The sequence below is a fragment of the Myxococcus sp. CA040A genome (genome assembly GCF_013336725.1).
In the GTDB taxonomy this organism is placed as follows: Bacteria; Myxococcota; Myxococcia; order Myxococcales; family Myxococcaceae; genus Myxococcus; species Myxococcus llanfairpwllgwyngyllgogerychwyrndrobwllllantysiliogogogochensis.
This window is the reverse complement of sequence record NZ_JABUMR010000003.1, coordinates 944,535-959,880: the sequence shown is the minus strand read 5'-3', so window position 1 is coordinate 959,880 and position 15,346 is coordinate 944,535. Positions and strand designations below refer to the sequence as shown.

Below are 15,346 nucleotides of genomic sequence, written 5' to 3'. Positions count from 1 at the left end.
GACGCCGTAACGGAGTCCTCCGCGTCCGGGAGGGCGCGGACGCCGTCGTGGCGTCGTCCGCGACTGGGAGAGCAGCGGATGCCGCAGCGGCTTCCTTCACGTCTGGCAGGAGTGGACGCCATCCGCCGAGCCCTCCACCTCAGGACGTCGTAGGCGCCCCCAGGGTGGGTGGCCGGTGGGCATGGCGTCCTTCTGTGTGCTCGCCGGGCGGGAGACCGGTGGGGCCAAGGTGGCGCGGGCTCGCGTTGGTCTATGCTGCGCGCCTCGTGGACGCTCCCCTGCCCTCCCGACGACGCTACCTGGTGGCCGCCGTGCTCTTCGCCAGCGTGAGCATGCTGGCGGCGCTGGCGACGCTGTACGTGCAGGGCCTGCTGCCCGCCTCCGCTCCTTCCGCCGACGAGCCCTTCCACTACCAGGGCTTCGAGAAGGTGCTGCGACACGTCCAGCCCGACGGCGACGTGGACTTCTCCTCCATGGGGCGCGAGCGCGCGGAGCTGGACCGCTTCGTCGCGTCGCTCGCCTCGTTCTCTCCTCACAACCGGCCAGATGTCTTCCCGACGTCGGAGGACGCGCTCGCCTTCTGGCTCAACACCTACCACGCGCTCGTGCTCCAGCAGGTGGTGGATGGATATCCCTATCTGGAGAGCGTGGAGCAGCCCTGGCCAGGGCGCTTCTTCTGGGCCCGCTCATGGCCCGTGGGCGGCCGGCGGATGACGCTGTGGTCGCTGCGCCATCGCGTCCTCTCCGGGGAGTTCGCCGACCCGCGCGTGCACCTCGCGCTCTTCCACGCCACCCGGGGCGGCCCGCGCATGGACAGCTCCCACTTCCAGCCCGAGTACCTCCACTCGCAGCTCAACGAGGCCAGCCGCCGCTTCATCGGCGACAAGCGCAACGTGCGCCTGGACAGGGACACCGTGCACCTGGCGCGCCTGTTCGAGACGTACCGCGAAGACTTCCTCGCCGCGCTGCCCGAGGGACGCCGGGGCAACGTGCTCCAGTTCGTCTGGGCCTTCCTTCCCGACACCTGCGAGGAGCGTCCCGGCTGCGACACCCGCGCGGACCTGGACCACGCCTGCGGACCCAAGCTGGACCGCTGCCACATCGTCTTCGAGGCCGAGGACACCTCGCTCCCGGACGCCGCCGCGCGCCCCTCGCGCACGGAGCGCTGAAGCACCTCACGCCGGCAAACGCTCGTGAGTCCCGGGAGGCGGCGTGTGCTCCTCATCCTCTCGCGAGCGGGGGCGGGAGCGGGAGCGCTCCACCGGACCGCCGTCCTTGCGTCCGCGCAGCCACTTCTCCAAGCCCACCGCGGGCACCACCACCGCGCCCACCAGCACGGACAGGCCAATGGCCTCCAGCGACAGCGGCGCGGTGCCGAAGATGCGCCGCATGAAGGGCACGTACATGAAGGCGAGCTGCAAGAGCACCAGCGCCCCAATCCCCATGAACACGGAGGGGTTGCTGAACAGGCCCACCTTGCGCAGCGAGCCGGTGAGCGTGCGGCACATCACCATGTAGAAAATCTGGAAGCTGATGACGGTATTCACAGCCATCGTCTGCGCCTCGGCCAGCGCCCGCGCATGCCCCACGTCCGGCACCTCGTGCGCGTACTCCCAGAGGAACAAGCCAATGGCGCCCGCCGCCATCAGCAGGGCGACGAGGCCCGTGCGCATCACGATGAAGTGACTGAGAACCGGCGCGTCCGGGTCGCGCGGCCTGCGCCGCATGACGTCCGACTCACGCGCCTCGAACGCCAACGGCAGCGCGAGCGACACCGTGGCCACCAGGTTTATCCAGAGCAACTGCGTGGGCAGCATCGCCATCAACGGCACCGGCCCCCCTCCGAAGTCCTGGATGGGAAAGAAGGCCACGCCACACAGGAGGATGAGCGCGAGCCCCAGGTTGGTGGGCAACACGAAGGCCAGCGACTTGATGAGGTTGTCGTAGACGCGCCTTCCCTCCTCCACCGCCGCCGCGATGGAGGCGAAGTTGTCGTCCGTGAGGACGATGTCCGCCGCTTCCTTGGACACCGCCGTGCCTGTGATTCCCATGGCCACGCCGATGTTCGCCTGCTTGAGCGCGGGCGCGTCATTGACGCCGTCCCCCGTCATCGCCACCACGTGCCGCCGCTGCTGGAGCGCGCGCACCAGCCGCAGCTTGTGCTCCGGCGCCACCCGCGCGAAGACATTCGTGCGCTCGGCCACGTCCGCCAGCGCCTCATCGTCCAGCGCCCCCAGCCTCGCGCCCGCGACACCGGGCGTCCCTGGCTCGTGCAGCCCGAGCCGCGCGCCAATGGCCTCCGCTGTCGCCAGATGGTCGCCCGTAATCATCTTCACGACGATGCCCGCCTCGTGGCACGCCCGCACCGCCTCGATGGCCTCCTCGCGAGGCGGGTCCATCATTCCCTCCAGTCCCAGCAGCTCCAGTCCCCCCTCCACGTCCTCCAGAGCCAGGGTGTCTCGCGTCTCCGCCAGCTCGCGCGAGGCCACGGCCAGCACGCGCATCCCCCGCCGCGCCAGTCGCTCCACCTCCTCCAGCACGGCCTCGTTCGACGCGGCGCCGTCCGGCGCGCACCGTGCCAGCACGACTTCGGGCGCGCCCTTGAGGAGCAGCACGCGGCCTCCTCGCGCGTCCTCATGCAGGGTGGCCATGAACTGGCTCTCGGACTCGAACGGGATGGCGTCCAGCCGGTGGAAGCGGGCGCGGGCTTCGTCCACGCCGAGGCCCGCCTTCTCCGCCGCCACCACCAGCGCGCCCTCGGTGGGGTCACCCGTCATCCGCCAATCACCGCCCTGCCCGTGCAGCGCGGCGTCGTTGCACAGCGCGCCCGCGAGCAGCAGCTCCCGCACGTCCTCGGGCACCAGCAGAGCGCTGAGCGGCGGGCCATCCCTGCGCAGCTCTCCCCGAGGCGCATAGCCCACCCCGGTGACGGTGTAGCGCCCCGTCGGTGTCCACAGCGCCTGCACCGTCATCTCATTGCGCGTGAGCGTGCCCGTCTTGTCCGAACAGATGACGGTGGTGCTGCCCAGCGTCTCCACCGCCGGCAGCTTGCGGATGACGGCGCGACGGGCCGCCATGCGTTGCACGCCGATGGCCAGGGCGATGGTGACGATGGCGGGCAGGCCCTCCGGAATCGCCGCCACCGCCAGGGTAATCGCCACGACGACGGCCTCGCTGAGGTCATAGCCGCGCCACAGGCCCACCCCGAGCAGGAGCACGGACACGACGAGGATGGCCCCGGTGATGACCTTGGCGATGGTCGCGAGCGCCTTCGTCAACGGAGTCTGGAGGTCCGTCGCCCCGCGGAGCATCTCCGAGATTCGGCCCAGCTCCGTGGCACCGCCCGTGGCCACCACCACCGCCCTGGCCGCGCCGGACGTCACCAGCGTGCCGCCGAAGACGACGCTCGTCCGGTCGCCCAGCTCCGCGTCCTCCTCGACGGGCAGGGGCTGCTTCGACGCGGGGACGGACTCGCCGGTGAGCGCGGCCTCCTCGATTTGGAGGTTGCGTGAGGACACCAGCCGCATGTCCGCGGGCACCTTGTCCCCCGAGGCAATCTCCACCACGTCGCCAGGCACCAGCTCCGCCGCGGGCACCGCGCGCTTGTCGCCGGCGCGCACCACGGTGGCGTTCTCCGGCACCATCCGGCTCAGCGCTTCGATGGCCTTGCCCGCACGGAACTCCTGCACGAAGCCGATGACGGTGTTGAGCACCACCACCGCCGCCACCACCAGCCCGTCCGTCACCTTCCCCATCACCACCGCGAGCACCGCCGAGACGATGAGCACCCAGATGAACGGGCTGTTCACCTGACGCCAGAGCAGCCTCAACGGCCCTTCACCCTTCTGGCGCTCCAGCACGTTGGGCCCATGAAGCATCAACCGCTCTCGCGCCTGCTCGTCCGTCAGGCCCTCGGCGCCACTCTCCAACTGCTCGAACACGCGCTCGGGGGGAAGGGCATGCCAGGGCACGGCTCCGCGAGAAGACGCACGGCCATCCTCTCCAGAGGCGGCGGGTGGCGGCTCGTGCATGGGACTCCCCCTGCCAGGCATCGGCTGTGATGGGAGGCGTCACCTCCACCTCACCCGGGAAAGCTATGTCCGCCGCTTCCGCGCGCTTCACGCCCGCCCTCGCAGGGAGCAGGCGTCGCGTCGGGCCCGTGACAAATCCGTTGCCATCCGCGCATTTTCCAAGTAATCGAGAATTCATAGTTTTAACAACCTATCGACTTTCTCCTGATGACCTTCAGAAAGCCTGGTTGGGCCCTGGTGGGCGCGGTGCTGGTGGGGGCGGCTGTCGCCCTGCTGCTCTCCCGAGGGACACCTCCCTCCGTCGAGGACAGCGCGCGCTCCGATTCCGCCGCGAGGCCGCCCTCCGCGAGTGGCGTGCTGGTCGGCACGTCTTCAGGGATGCCGTCTCCCAACGAGCCGAAGCTGGCGGTTGAACAGCTTCCCATGCCGGGGTGCTGGGACGGCCTGAGAGACCTCGACAAGACGGCCACGCTGGACTCGCTGCGCGAGGCGCTGGGTGTCGCGGTGGGCAAGCGGGACAACCTGCTGGCCAGTTACCTCCAGGAGCGCCTGACGGAGGTGGTGGGCCAGGACGCGGGCCGCGGGCTCCAGGTGGTCGAGTGGGCGAAGCAAGCCAGTCCTCCCGAGCTGGGGCTCTACCTGGACGCGCTCAAGGCGGCCCCGGCCGTCCACGACGCGAAGGTGTCGGAGGCGCTGCTGAAGCTGGGTGAGGACCGGAGCATGCCGCTCCAGAACCGCTCGGCGGCGCTGGATGCGTTGGAGACCCAGCGCCGCCTGTCCCCCAGTGATTTGGCGCGACTGAAGGCCGTGGCGCTGGACGAGACGGCGGACTCCACGGCCTGGGTGGCCACGCGCACCCTGGGCCGGGTGATGAAGGAGGACTTCGAGCGCACCGGCACCCATGCCCCGTACTGGAAGGAGCTGCTCTCCATCGCCGGCAAATCGGACGACATGGCGGTGCGGCTGCTCGCGCTGGAGATGCCGTCGTATTCCAATCCGCTCATCGGCTCGGAGTCCTTCGACGAGCTCCAGCGCATCCTCACCACGGACCGCGAGCGCGACGTGCGGGAGATGGCGGCCTTCCGGCTCGGCGTCACCCGCGAACCGGAGGAGGCCCTGAAAATCTACGAGGCGGCCTTCGAGAAGGAGCACGACGTCTGCGTGCGCTGGGCCATCTTCCGCTTCGCCGTGCGCGCCGCCGGAGAGAAGGCGCTGCCGCTCTTGGCGAGGCTCGCCGCGAAGGACCCGCGCTTCCAGCGCGACTACGCGGAGTTCAAGCAGCTCTACGCCTCCGGCACGGTGGACTTCGCCCGCATCTGGCTGGGCAAGGGCGAGCACCACGCGTGCCTCGTCGAGGAAGGAGCGCCGCACTGATGGACGCCCTCGTGAGGAAGCACCTGGGGCGCGCGCTGCTGCTGTCGGCCCTGGCGGCCGGGGGGATGTCCGCGAGCGCGGCCCAGCCCCTGCTGACGCCGTCCACCTGCACGGTGGAGACGATGCTGGTGGACGTGCGCGCCGCGCTGAAGGGCGGCTCGCCGGCGCTGCGTCGCTACGTGAAGCTGCGGCTGCGAGAGGCGGCGCTGGCCCTGCCCGTCGCCGAGCTACAGGCCGCGCTGGAGCGGGAGCGAGAACCCGAGGTGCTGGAGGCCCTGGGCGCGGCGCTGGCCACCAAGGCGAGCCACGCCGAGTCGCCTACGCTGGTGCAGCCGCTATTGGCCCGGGCCGCCGGAGACGCGGACCCGGCCGCACGCGCGGCGGCCGTGCGCGCGCTGAGGGCCACGCCCTCCGTCGAGTTCATGGCGAAGAACGGCGGCGTGGTGACGTACGAGCAGCTCGCGAGGGATTCATCCCCCGAGGTGCGTCAGGCCGTGGCCGACAACCTGCGGGAGGAGAGCGCGCAGGTGTACTCCGGCCATGACCGCGCGGTGTCGGAGACGGCGGTGTCCGTGGCGGCGGCGACGGAGGACCCGGCGGTGGCGGCGAAGCTATTGGGCGAGGTCTCCATGGAGGCCGTGGGCCACGACGCGGTGGAGAGCGTCACGCGGCAGCTTGAGGCGGAGGACCCGGGCCTGCGCGCGGCGGCGGCCACGGCGCTGGGAGGCGTGCCAGGGGCGGAGGCGGATGGGGCGCGGCGCTCGCTGGTGGAGACCTTCCGACGTGACGCGAATCCCGCGGTGCGCAAGGCGGCGCTCGAGGGAATCGCCCGGCTGGGTCAGGCCTCCGCGCGGCCCCTCTTGGAGTCGCTGCGGGGCGTGGACGCGAGCATGGACTTGGAAATCGACGCGTGGCTGTCCGCGCTGAAGCTCAACCTCCAGGAGTGGCACCTGCTGCTGCGCGAGAAGCAGCGGCTGCGGAGGTGACCCCTGCATCACCGCCGTAGGCAGTGCCACAGCGAAACAACCCAGAGGAGGTTTCCATGAAGGGAATGAAGTGGATGTTGGCCACGGTGGTGCTCACCGTGACGGGATGGGCCACCAGCGCGCTGTCCGCGACAGCGGTGGGCCCCATCTGTGACACGGCCGCTCGCGTGGGCTCCACGACGTACTACTCGTGCTCGGGCAGCAGCCACAACGCGCTCGACATGAGCAATGGCACGTGCAGCGAGTGGAACCACCGGGGGATGATCAACGTCAGCCGCTACTACGCCTACTACGGCGGCTGTGCGAACAACTGCAGCGGAGGCACCACCTGTAACGGCGGCGCGGGCAACTACTACGTCGTCACCGGCGCCACCGGCTGGGACTTCCGTCAGCTCCACCTGAACTCCAACGTGTCCTCCGGCTCCAAGACGTGTGACCGCTGTGCGCTGGGCCTCGTGGGCTCCACGGGCAACTCCACCGGCGCGCACGTACACGCGGACAATCGTCAGTACGGCACCCGCAAGACGGCCTGGTACACCAGCGTCGGCACCACTTGCGGCTCCAGCGCGTACTGCAGCAATCGCGTGGGTACGCCCACGCTGTAGTCGCGGTCGCCACACCCCGCGCCCCGCTCCGGTTACCCTATGGCCGGAACGGGGCGTCCCTATTTTCAGGCGTCGGTGTGTCGCGCCGCTTCGGCCGCGGCCTGGCGCAACAGCTCCCCCGTCGCCGCGTCCGCCGGGAAGAACGACTCAATCGCCAGCTCCGCCAGGGTGATGTCCACCGGCGTGCCGAACACCGTCGTCGTGCCGATGAAGGACATGATGCCTCGCGGCGTCTGGATGCGCAGCGGCACCACCACGCCCGCGAAGTCCGGCTCCGCGGACGCGCTCGGGGCCCCCATCGCTCGCAGCTCCTCGAGCAGCACCGCCAGCGTCACGTCCGCCGTGCTCGACACCTGCCGCTGCAGCCTCGTCAGCACGTGCGCGCGCCACTGCTCCAGGTTGAGGATGCGCCGGCCCAGCCCCTCCGGGTGCAGGCTCAGCCGCAGCACGTTGATGGGAGGTTGGAGCAGCTCCATGGGCACGCCCTCCAGGAGCACCCCGATGGCGCGGTTGGCCGTGACCAGTTGCCAGTGCCGGTCCACCGCGAGCGCGGGATAGGGCTCGTGCCCGGAGAGCACCAGCTCCACCGCCTCGCGCGCCGCGCCCATCCGGGGCCCATCCAGCTCGTTCTCCGAATAGACAGGCGCGAAGCCCGCGGCCACCAGCAGCGCGTTGCGCTCGCGCAGGGGCACCTCCAGCTCCTCGGCCAGATGCAGCAACATGTCCCGGCTCGGCGTGGAGCGCCCCGTCTCCAGGAAGCTCACGTGCCGTGCCGACACATCCGCGCGGCACGCCAAATCCAGCTGACTCAAGCTGCGGCGCTGGCGCCACTCCCGCAGCAACTCACCCACCGGACGGCTCGGCATCATCATGCCCCTGACACTAGGAACCCGGGGGAAGCGCTCCAATTACCTCCCACGTAATCGACTTCAAATCCCCCGGCGCGCAATTTGTGTCTCACACGGCGGCCGGATTCACCGGCGCCGCTCTCCAAGGACACACCCATGAGCGCCATTCCCGCTTCCCGCACCCTGCTGGGCCACATCCTGCTCGCCGACGGTCTCATCAGCGGCGCCACCGGGGCCCTGATGTTCTTCGCCGCGGGGCCCTTGAGCGACTTGCTGGGCCTTCATGTCACGCTGCTGCGCTCGGCGGGCTTCAGCCTGCTGCCCTTCGCCGCGCTGCTCGTCTTCCTCGCCATGCGCCCGCTCGTGCCCCGAGCGCTCGTCTGGGCCATCATCGTCGCCAACGTGCTGTGGACGGTGGACAGCTTCGTCCTGCTCGCCTCGGGCTGGGTGCAGCCCACCGTCTGGGGTCAGGCCTTCACCCTGGTGCAGGCCCTCGCCGTGGCGGGCTTCACCTGCCTGGAGCTGATGGCCGTCAAGCAGGCCCGCGTGGTGCACGCCTGAGCCGCCTCACACTCCCGCGCCTGGAAGCGGCGCGGCGCTCGACGACTCAGAGCGCCTTGCGGACCGCTTCCAGCGCGGCGTCGTAGTCCGGCTCGTGCATCATCTCCGGGACGACCTCCCGGAAGACCACTCTGCCGTCCCGGCCCACCACGAAGGTGCTGCGCGCCAGGAGGCCCAGCTCCTTCATGTACAGGCCGTACTTCCGCGCGAACTCGCGGTTCTTGTAGTCCGACAGCACCGCGACGTTGTTGATGCCCTCGGCCGCGCTGAAGCGGTTGAGCGCGAAGGGCAGGTCCAGGCTCAGGTACCAGACCTTCACGTCCGGCCCCATGTCCGTCGCCTGCTTGTTGAACATGCGCAGCTGGATGGCGCAGACCTTGGTGTCCACGCTGGGCGCCACGCTCAGCACCACGACCTGACCCTTGAGCTCCGACAGCTGGTGGGACTCGAAGAACCCCTTGAAGACGGTGAAGTCAGGCGCGACGTCGCCCACCTGCACCTGTCCGTCCCCCTCCAGCGTCACCGGCTGTCCCCGGTAGGTGACCTGGTTCTTGAACTCGGCCATGAATCCCCACTCCTCTCATCACGCGGCCAGCAACGCCGCACCAATGAGGCCGCTGTCGTCACCGAGCTCCGCGTCGGCGATGAGCAGCCCCTCGCGGGACGTCTGGGACGCCCACGCCCGCACACCATCCAGCACCCGGCGCCGCATGCCGGGACAGTGGTTCAACACTCCACCGCCCAGGATGAGTCGCGCCGGATTCAACACCGTCACCTGGTTGGCCACCGCCAGCGCCAGGAACCGCGCGGCCCGCTCATACACCTCTCGAGCCGCCGCGTCGCCTGCTTCCGCCGCCTGCTCCAGCGTCACCGGCGTGAGCTTCGTGGCGTCATTCCCCACCAGCTCCGCCAGTGCGGGCGAGCTCCCGGCCGCCAGCAGCTCCCGCGCCTGCGCGATGAGGTTGTGTCCGCCGGCATACGCCTCCAGGCACCCCTGCTCACCACAGCCGCAGCGCCGGCCATCCGGCACCACCTTGATGTGGCCCAGCTCTCCCGCCACGCCGCCCGCGCCATCCAGCAACTGTCCGCCCGCGATGATGGCGCTGCCCACGCCCGAGCCCACGAAGACCACCAACAAATCTTGAGCGCCGCGCCCCGCGCCCGCGTGCAGCTCACCCCAGGCGGCGGCGGACAGGTCGTTCACCACCTTCACCTTCTGCCCCAGCCGGTCCGTGAGCAACTGGCCCAGCGGCACGTTGCGCCAGCCCAGGTTGGGGGCGACCGACAGCACGCCGGAGTCCTTGTGAATCTGCGCGGCCGCGCCCACGCCACAGCCGCCCACCACGACGCCCGCGGACTTCACCGCCGCGGACGCCGCCTGGGCGATGGTCTCCACCACCCCGGTGGGGCTGCGCTCGTCGAGGGCCACCTTCGCCGACGCGAGCATCTTTCCCGCCGCGTCCACCACGGCGGCGCGGGCGAACGTCCCACCCAGGTCGATTCCTAGCGTCGCCATGGCGGTGTCCTTTCTCAACCCTTCACGCGCTCGAACAACTCGGTGACCAGCGCTTCGACTTCCTTCTTCCGCGCGTCGTCCTTCAGCGCACCCTCGGGCGTGAAGGCCTCCATCGCCCGCGCCAGGTGCACCTGGGTGGGCAGCACCAGCGCGCCCACCGAAGACATCACCTGCCGCAGGTGCGGCTGCATGCGCGACGTGCCGAAGTTGCCGGGGCTGGCGCCCATGAGCGCCGCCCACTTGCCCTGGAACAACCGGCCCGGCGCACGCGACGCCCAGTCGATGGCGTTCTTCAGGCCGCCGGGAATGGACGAGTTGTACTCGGGGCTCGAGATGAGGAAGCCCTGGGCCCTGGCCACCCGCTCGCGCAGCGCGACGACGGGCGCCGGCAGGCCCTGGGCCTCCACGTCGCCGTCATAGAGCGGGACGCCGAGCGACTTGAGGTCCACGACGTCGACCTCGGCCCCCAGCGCGCGGGCCTTCTGGACGCCCACCGCCAGGAGCAACTGGTTGAACCCGCCGTTCCGGAGGCTTCCGCTGATGGCGAGGATGCGAGGCGACGACATGCTCACCCGCCCACTTCCTTCTGCACACGGGCCACCGTGCCCTCGATGAGCGCCTGGATTTCCTTGAGGCGCTCGGCCGTGTTGGCCTCGAAGCGAAGGACGAGGATGGGCTGCGTGTTGGAGGCGCGGATGAGGCCCCAGCCGTCGGGGAACGTCACGCGCACGCCGTCCACGTCGATGATGTCGTGGCCCGCCGCGCGCAGCGTCTCCGTGGCGCGCTTGACCATCTCGAACTTCTTCTCTTCCTTCGTCTCGAAGCGCAGCTCGGGGCTGGCGTACGTCTTGGGCACGTCGGCGAGCAGCTCGGACAGCTTCTGCTTCTCGTGGGTGAGGATTTCCAGCAGGCGCGCGGACGAGTACACCGCGTCGTCGAAGCCGAAGTAGCGGTTCTTGAAGAAGATGTGGCCGCTCATCTCTCCGGCCAGCTCCGCGTGCTCCTCCTTCATCTTCGCCTTGATGAGGGAGTGGCCCGCCTTCCACATGATGGGCCTGCCGCCGCGCTTCGCGATGTCGTCGTACAGCGTGTAGCTGCACTTCACCTCGCCGACGATGGCCGCGCCCGGGCTGTCCTTCAGCACGTAGCGGCTGAAGAGGACCATGATCTGGTCACCCCAGAGGATGTTGCCCTGGTCGTCGATGACGCCGATGCGGTCGCTGTCGCCGTCGTAGGCGATGCCCACTTCCGCCTTCTCGCGCTTCACGGCGGCGATGAGGTCCTGGAGGTTCTCCACCACCGTCGGGTCCGGGTGGTGGTTGGGGAACGTCGCGTCCATCTCGCAGAACAGGGGCACCACCTCGAAGCCCATGCTCTCGAACAGCGGGACGGCGATGGCGCCGCCGGTGCCGTTGCCCGCGTCGATGACAATTTTCATCCCCTTGCGGCCCACCTTCACCGTCTGCTTCACGAAGTGGTTGTAGGGGGTGATGATGTCGAACGGGGTGACGGTGCCGGGCGTGGCGGAGACCTCGAAGTCAGCGGCCTCGATGAGCTTTCGCAGCGCCTGGATTTCGTGGCTGTGGAAGGTCGTCTTCCCCGCGCCAATCTTGAAACCGTTGTACTCCGGCGGGTTGTGGCTGCCGGTAATCATGGCCAGGCCATCCACCGGCAGGGTGTTGGCGGCGAAGTAGACCAACGGCGTGGGCACGACGCCCACGTCGAAGACGTTGAGGCCCGTGGACGTCAGGCCGGCACAGAGCGAGTCGCGGAAGCGGGTGGACGACTCGCGGCAGTCGCGGCCCACGGCGATGAAGCGGCCGCCCTTGCGTCGGATGATGGTGCCCAGGCCCTTGCCCAGCAGCTCCACCACCTCGGCGGTGAGGTCCTTGTCCACCAGACCCCGGATGTCGTACTCGCGGAAGATATGCGCGTTCATGAAGGTGTCCCCGCCCTCGGAAGACCGGAGGGCATGACGGAGGGCGGCGGACTCTACACGAGCCCCGACCTTCCCGGCACCCGCCGAGACGGGGGCGCAACCTGCTGAACGGAGGCCCCTCGGGGGCCCTTCAAGTCCCTGGGGTGCCAATCAACCCCTGGATGTGCCCGCCTGTCGGGCGGGCGGCGGTACACGCCGGGTCTCCACGCCCCCTGGAAGGTCTCCCGGAAGACACGGCCCTCAGTGCGTGAGGGCCTCCAAGCCAGGGGCCTCGACGGCCGGGAGGACCGCCAGACGCACCCGTCCGCGCAGCTCCTGGTAGTGCCGCAGCCAGGAGGCGTTGAGGGGGTCCAACGAGAGGGCCTCCGCGTAGCGCTCCAGCGCGGCGTCCAGCGAGCCCCGCGCCTCCAGCGCGTGCCCCTGGGTGAAGAGCGCCCGGGCCCGGGTCTCCGCCAGGGGACGCGCCGCGAGGAAGGCCTTGCGCAGCACGTCCGCCTGAGGCTCCGACAGGCCCGCGTCGAGGCAGCGCGCCACTCCCGCGAGGTTGCCGCGCGTGGCATCGAAGCCCGCGCGTGACACGGGCTCGCCCAGCACGCGTCCCGCGGCCTCCACCCGGCGCAGGAGCGACTCCAGGGCCTGACGTTGCCCCAGCGGAAGCGCGCGCTGACGGAACAGGTTCAGCCGGCGCAGCCCGGCGCTCGCGCGACGACGCACCTGCTCGAAGTCCTCGTGAGGCAACGCGCCCAGGAGGGCGTACGGGTCCTTGGCCACGACGGCCGCGCGCGACAAGAGCCGCCCCAGCTCCGCGTCCGGCACGGGCTCCGCGTCCAACTCCCCCGGCATCACGCCCACGCCCAGCGCGCGGCCCAGCAGCGCCCGCGCCGCCTCGCCCGCGAACTGGACATAGAGGCCCGAGGCCCCGCCCCACGCCCGCGCTTCTTCACTCGTGACATGGCGGACCACGTCGCAGTCACACGCCACCTTGCGGCCCCCCAGTGACAGCTCCACGGGGAGCTGCGAGGCCAATTCCGGCAGCGGGCCCGCCCAGGTGGCGAAGAAGCCATCCACCGTCACATCGCCCACGCGCACGGGCACCAACTCCGTGTCCGTCGCCAGCCCCAGCCGGACGCCCAGCCCGCGCGGCGACTCCATGCGCGGCGGGTTGACCTCGGTCGGCGTGGCGTTCCCATGCGCCGCGTCTCGCAGCGCCAGGTGCAGCGGCGTGGCGCCGTCCTCGGGGAGGATGTGCCCGAAGATGGAGACGCCGCCCTTCGACGTGCGCGTGCGCGTCGACGAAGAGGGCTCCAGTCGCCCGATGCCCTGGCTCTCCAGCAGCGCCTCGCGGAAGGCCCTCGCGTGCGGGAAGCGCTCCCCGGGGCGCTGGGCCAGCGCGCGCAGCAGCACCGTGGAGAGCGCGGGAGGAACCCGCGGGTTGAGCACGTGCGGCTCGGTGGGCGACAGGCCTCCCACGCGGCCGAAGCCGAAGGGCAGCCGTCCCGTGGCGAGCAGGTAACCCACCACGCCCAGCGCATACAGGTCCGTGCGCCCATCCACCGCGTCCCCCGCCCACTGCTCGGGCGCGAGGAAGGCGGGCGAGCCCACCACCATGCCGCACGCGCGCTCCTCCGGAGAGAGGCTGGCGGAGAGCACCGCCTGCGTGCCGAAGTCGAGCACCTTCACCTGCCGCTCACCGCGCGAGTCCCACGTCAGGATGAGGCTGTCCGCGGACAGGTCCCCGTGCACCAGCCCTCGCGCGTGCGCGGCCTCGAGCGCGCACAGCGCCTGGGCCAGCAGCAGCACCACCTCCGCCGAGGCCAGCGGCATGGGCAGGCGCGAGAAGGGCTCACCCTCCGCGTACTCCATGAGGAGGCACGGCAGTCCCTCGGGGCCCCGGCGCACATCCAGCACGCGGGCCACGTGGCGGTGCTTCAGTCCGCGCAGCGCCCGGGCCTCCGCCTGGAAGCGCGCGAGCACCGCGGGCTGGGCGGCCAGGTGCCGATGCAGCACCTTCACCGCGAAGCGATGGCCCGTGGGCTGGTGCTCGGCCAGGTACACCGTGCCCAGCGCTCCGGCCCCCAGCGGCTGGCGAAGCACGAGCGGACCGTGACGCTGCCCTTCCAGCGACGGCGCCTGGGGACAGCCCGTACCCACCGGATGCTCCACCGCGCAGTGCCTGCATGCCATGTTCGCCACCGCCCCTGCCGCCCCTGGATGGGGCGGGCGGCGGTGGCACTGCAACCCCCGTGCACCCCCCGCTTCGTCACCGACTGGACAGGACAACCTCCCGACGGGACGAGAACCCGGGGAAACCCGTTACCCACGAAGCGGAAAATGTTTCAGCCCCGAGAGTGGAAGTTTCTCCAGCGCACACTGGGCGCCTGCGCCTACAGATACTTCTGAAGCTTGCGGGCCTTGAGGGCCTCGACCACCTTGCGGACGTCCTGGCTCTTCTCGCGAGGCACCACCAGCACCGCGTCGCCGGAGTCCACCACCACCACGTCCGTGAGGCCGACGACGGCCAGGGGGCGCTTGTCCGCGAGCACCACGCAGCCCTTGCAGTCCACCACCACCGCCGAGGCACCGGAGATGACGTTGCCGTTCTCGTCCGCGGGGCGGACCTCCGGAATCGCCGCGAAGGAGCCCACGTCGGACCAGCCGAAGTCCCCGGGCAGCACCGCGATGTTGGACGCCTTCTCCATGACGCCGTAGTCGATGGAGATGGAGGGCAGCTTGGGGAAGACCTTCTTCAGCACCGGGCCGAAGGTGCGCTTGCCCGCTGCCTTGCTCAGCGCGGCCAGGCCCTTCTTCATCTCCGGCATGTGCTGCTCGAAGGCGGCCAGGATGACGTCGGCGCGGAAGACGAAGATGCCGCCGTTCCACAGGTACTCGCCGGAGGAGACGTACGCCTTGGCCGTCTGCGTGTCGGGCTTCTCCTTGAACGCCTTCACGGAACGGCCGCCACCCGAGAGCGCGTCACCCACCTGGATGTAGCCGTAGCCCGTCTCCGGGCGGTTGGGCTGGATGCCCAGGGTGACGATGTGCCCCCCTTCCGCGATGCGGGCCGCCTCCTCCAGCGTGCGCTTGAAGCCGGGGACGTCCGCGACATGGTGGTCCGAGGGCAACACCACCATGATGCCCTTCGGGTCTCTCGCTGCCACGTGCACGGCGGCCAGCGCAATCGCGGGCGCGGTGTTGCGCGCCACCGGCTCCACCAGGATGTTCGCCTTGGGCAGGCCCTTCACCAGCTTCGCCGCGGCCTTCGCGTGCAGGGGGCCGCACACGATGAAGGTGTTCTTCACCGTCGACAGGCCCTTGAGACGGGCGGCGGTGTCGGTGATGAGCGGCAGCTTGGAGGCCAGGGGAAGGAACTGCTTGGGCCGCGCCTGACGGGACAGGGGCCAGAAGCGAGTGCCGGAGCCACCGGCCATGATGACGGGGTAGAGGGCCATGCGGGGTACGACTCCTGCGAGTGCCGGCTCGTCGCCA

13 protein-coding genes are annotated in these 15,346 nt (G+C 70.3%); 5 read left to right on the top strand and 8 right to left on the bottom strand.

Annotation, left to right across the window (positions count from 1 at the left end; all coding sequences use genetic code 11):
- Nucleotides 1-266 precede the first annotated feature (266 nt).
- Nucleotides 267-1,169 carry a DUF547 domain-containing protein gene (locus tag HUA75_RS16010; RefSeq protein WP_246136926.1) on the top strand — a complete coding sequence of 301 codons (903 nt, stop codon included), beginning with the start codon at nucleotides 267-269 and terminating at the stop codon, nucleotides 1,167-1,169.
- 6 nt (nucleotides 1,170-1,175) lie between these two features.
- Here HUA75_RS16010 and HUA75_RS16005 read toward each other — a convergent pair whose 3' ends face one another.
- Nucleotides 1,176-4,031, bottom strand: coding sequence for an HAD-IC family P-type ATPase (locus HUA75_RS16005; RefSeq protein ID WP_174486875.1), 2,856 nt, complete (start codon nucleotides 4,029-4,031; stop codon nucleotides 1,176-1,178).
- Nucleotides 4,032-4,238: 207 nt separating this feature from the next.
- On the opposite strand from HUA75_RS16005, the gene HUA75_RS16000 reads away from it, so the two are divergent.
- Genes HUA75_RS16000 through HUA75_RS15990 form a run of 3 tightly spaced genes read left to right on the top strand, consistent with a single transcriptional unit; the run spans nucleotide 4,239 to nucleotide 6,996 of the window.
- On the top strand, nucleotides 4,239-5,405 hold the full coding sequence (locus HUA75_RS16000; RefSeq protein WP_174486874.1) for a HEAT repeat domain-containing protein: 1,167 nt from the start codon (nucleotides 4,239-4,241) through the stop codon (nucleotides 5,403-5,405).
- Nucleotides 5,405-6,391, top strand: coding sequence for a HEAT repeat domain-containing protein (locus HUA75_RS47535; protein ID WP_174454282.1), 987 nt, complete (start codon nucleotides 5,405-5,407; stop codon nucleotides 6,389-6,391). Before HUA75_RS16000 ends, HUA75_RS47535 begins: the two co-directional genes overlap by 1 nt.
- A 56-nt stretch (nucleotides 6,392-6,447) precedes the next feature.
- Nucleotides 6,448-6,996: a peptidase M23 gene (locus tag HUA75_RS15990; protein WP_141640507.1), complete on the top strand. Its 549-nt coding sequence runs from the start codon at nucleotides 6,448-6,450 to the stop codon at nucleotides 6,994-6,996.
- Nucleotides 6,997-7,061: 65 nt separating this feature from the next.
- Here the strand turns inward: HUA75_RS15990 and HUA75_RS15985 are convergent, their stop codons facing one another.
- A complete protein-coding gene (locus HUA75_RS15985; protein ID WP_254627578.1) occupies nucleotides 7,062-7,868 on the bottom strand; it encodes a helix-turn-helix domain-containing protein in 807 nt (268 codons plus the stop codon).
- Between the two features lie 132 nt (nucleotides 7,869-8,000).
- Between HUA75_RS15985 and HUA75_RS15980 the strand changes: the two genes are divergently transcribed.
- The gene (locus tag HUA75_RS15980; RefSeq protein ID WP_141640502.1) at nucleotides 8,001-8,405 is read left to right on the top strand and encodes a hypothetical protein; all 405 of its coding nucleotides are present in this window, start codon (nucleotides 8,001-8,003) and stop codon (nucleotides 8,403-8,405) included.
- Between the two features lie 46 nt (nucleotides 8,406-8,451).
- On the opposite strand, the gene tpx is transcribed toward HUA75_RS15980, so the two are convergent.
- The 6 genes from tpx to HUA75_RS15950 all read right to left on the bottom strand — a co-directional run bounded on the left by tpx (nucleotide 8,452) and on the right by HUA75_RS15950 (nucleotide 15,309).
- Nucleotides 8,452-8,970 carry a thiol peroxidase gene (gene tpx, locus HUA75_RS15975; protein ID WP_174486873.1) on the bottom strand — a complete coding sequence of 173 codons (519 nt, stop codon included), beginning with the start codon at nucleotides 8,968-8,970 and terminating at the stop codon, nucleotides 8,452-8,454.
- Nucleotides 8,971-8,988: 18 nt separating this feature from the next.
- Nucleotides 8,989-9,921 carry an ROK family protein gene (locus HUA75_RS15970; RefSeq protein WP_141640500.1) on the bottom strand — a complete coding sequence of 311 codons (933 nt, stop codon included), beginning with the start codon at nucleotides 9,919-9,921 and terminating at the stop codon, nucleotides 8,989-8,991.
- 14 nt (nucleotides 9,922-9,935) lie between these two features.
- Nucleotides 9,936-10,487: an NADPH-dependent FMN reductase gene (locus tag HUA75_RS15965; RefSeq protein ID WP_141640573.1), complete on the bottom strand. Its 552-nt coding sequence runs from the start codon at nucleotides 10,485-10,487 to the stop codon at nucleotides 9,936-9,938.
- A 2-nt stretch (nucleotides 10,488-10,489) separates the two neighbouring features.
- Nucleotides 10,490-11,860, bottom strand: coding sequence for a phosphomannomutase/phosphoglucomutase (locus HUA75_RS15960; RefSeq protein ID WP_141640499.1), 1,371 nt, complete (start codon nucleotides 11,858-11,860; stop codon nucleotides 10,490-10,492).
- Between the two features lie 240 nt (nucleotides 11,861-12,100).
- A complete protein-coding gene (locus HUA75_RS15955; RefSeq protein WP_174486872.1) occupies nucleotides 12,101-14,044 on the bottom strand; it encodes a protein kinase in 1,944 nt (647 codons plus the stop codon).
- A 200-nt stretch (nucleotides 14,045-14,244) separates the two neighbouring features.
- On the bottom strand, nucleotides 14,245-15,309 hold the full coding sequence (locus HUA75_RS15950) for a mannose-1-phosphate guanylyltransferase (protein WP_141640497.1): 1,065 nt from the start codon (nucleotides 15,307-15,309) through the stop codon (nucleotides 14,245-14,247).
- Nucleotides 15,310-15,346 lie beyond the last annotated feature (37 nt).

What these genes read in the sequence shown, in the direction of transcription:
- HUA75_RS15970 (WP_141640500.1), bottom strand. Translation starts at nt 9,921, where the DNA reads ATGGCGACGCTAGGAATCGACCTGGGTGGGACGTTCGCCCGCGCCGCC.
- HUA75_RS15955 (WP_174486872.1), bottom strand. Translation starts at nt 14,044, where the DNA reads ATGGCATGCAGGCACTGCGCGGTGGAGCATCCGGTGGGTACGGGCTGT.
- HUA75_RS15980 (WP_141640502.1), top strand. Translation starts at nt 8,001, where the DNA reads ATGAGCGCCATTCCCGCTTCCCGCACCCTGCTGGGCCACATCCTGCTC.
- HUA75_RS15990 (WP_141640507.1), top strand. Translation starts at nt 6,448, where the DNA reads ATGAAGGGAATGAAGTGGATGTTGGCCACGGTGGTGCTCACCGTGACG.
- HUA75_RS15965 (WP_141640573.1), bottom strand. Translation starts at nt 10,487, where the DNA reads ATGTCGTCGCCTCGCATCCTCGCCATCAGCGGAAGCCTCCGGAACGGC.
- tpx (WP_174486873.1), bottom strand. Translation starts at nt 8,970, where the DNA reads ATGGCCGAGTTCAAGAACCAGGTCACCTACCGGGGACAGCCGGTGACG.
- HUA75_RS15985 (WP_254627578.1), bottom strand. Translation starts at nt 7,868, where the DNA reads ATGATGATGCCGAGCCGTCCGGTGGGTGAGTTGCTGCGGGAGTGGCGC.
- HUA75_RS15960 (WP_141640499.1), bottom strand. Translation starts at nt 11,860, where the DNA reads ATGAACGCGCATATCTTCCGCGAGTACGACATCCGGGGTCTGGTGGAC.
- HUA75_RS16005 (WP_174486875.1), bottom strand. Translation starts at nt 4,031, where the DNA reads ATGCACGAGCCGCCACCCGCCGCCTCTGGAGAGGATGGCCGTGCGTCT.
- HUA75_RS47535 (WP_174454282.1), top strand. Translation starts at nt 5,405, where the DNA reads ATGGACGCCCTCGTGAGGAAGCACCTGGGGCGCGCGCTGCTGCTGTCG.
- HUA75_RS16000 (WP_174486874.1), top strand. Translation starts at nt 4,239, where the DNA reads ATGACCTTCAGAAAGCCTGGTTGGGCCCTGGTGGGCGCGGTGCTGGTG.
- HUA75_RS15950 (WP_141640497.1), bottom strand. Translation starts at nt 15,309, where the DNA reads ATGGCCCTCTACCCCGTCATCATGGCCGGTGGCTCCGGCACTCGCTTC.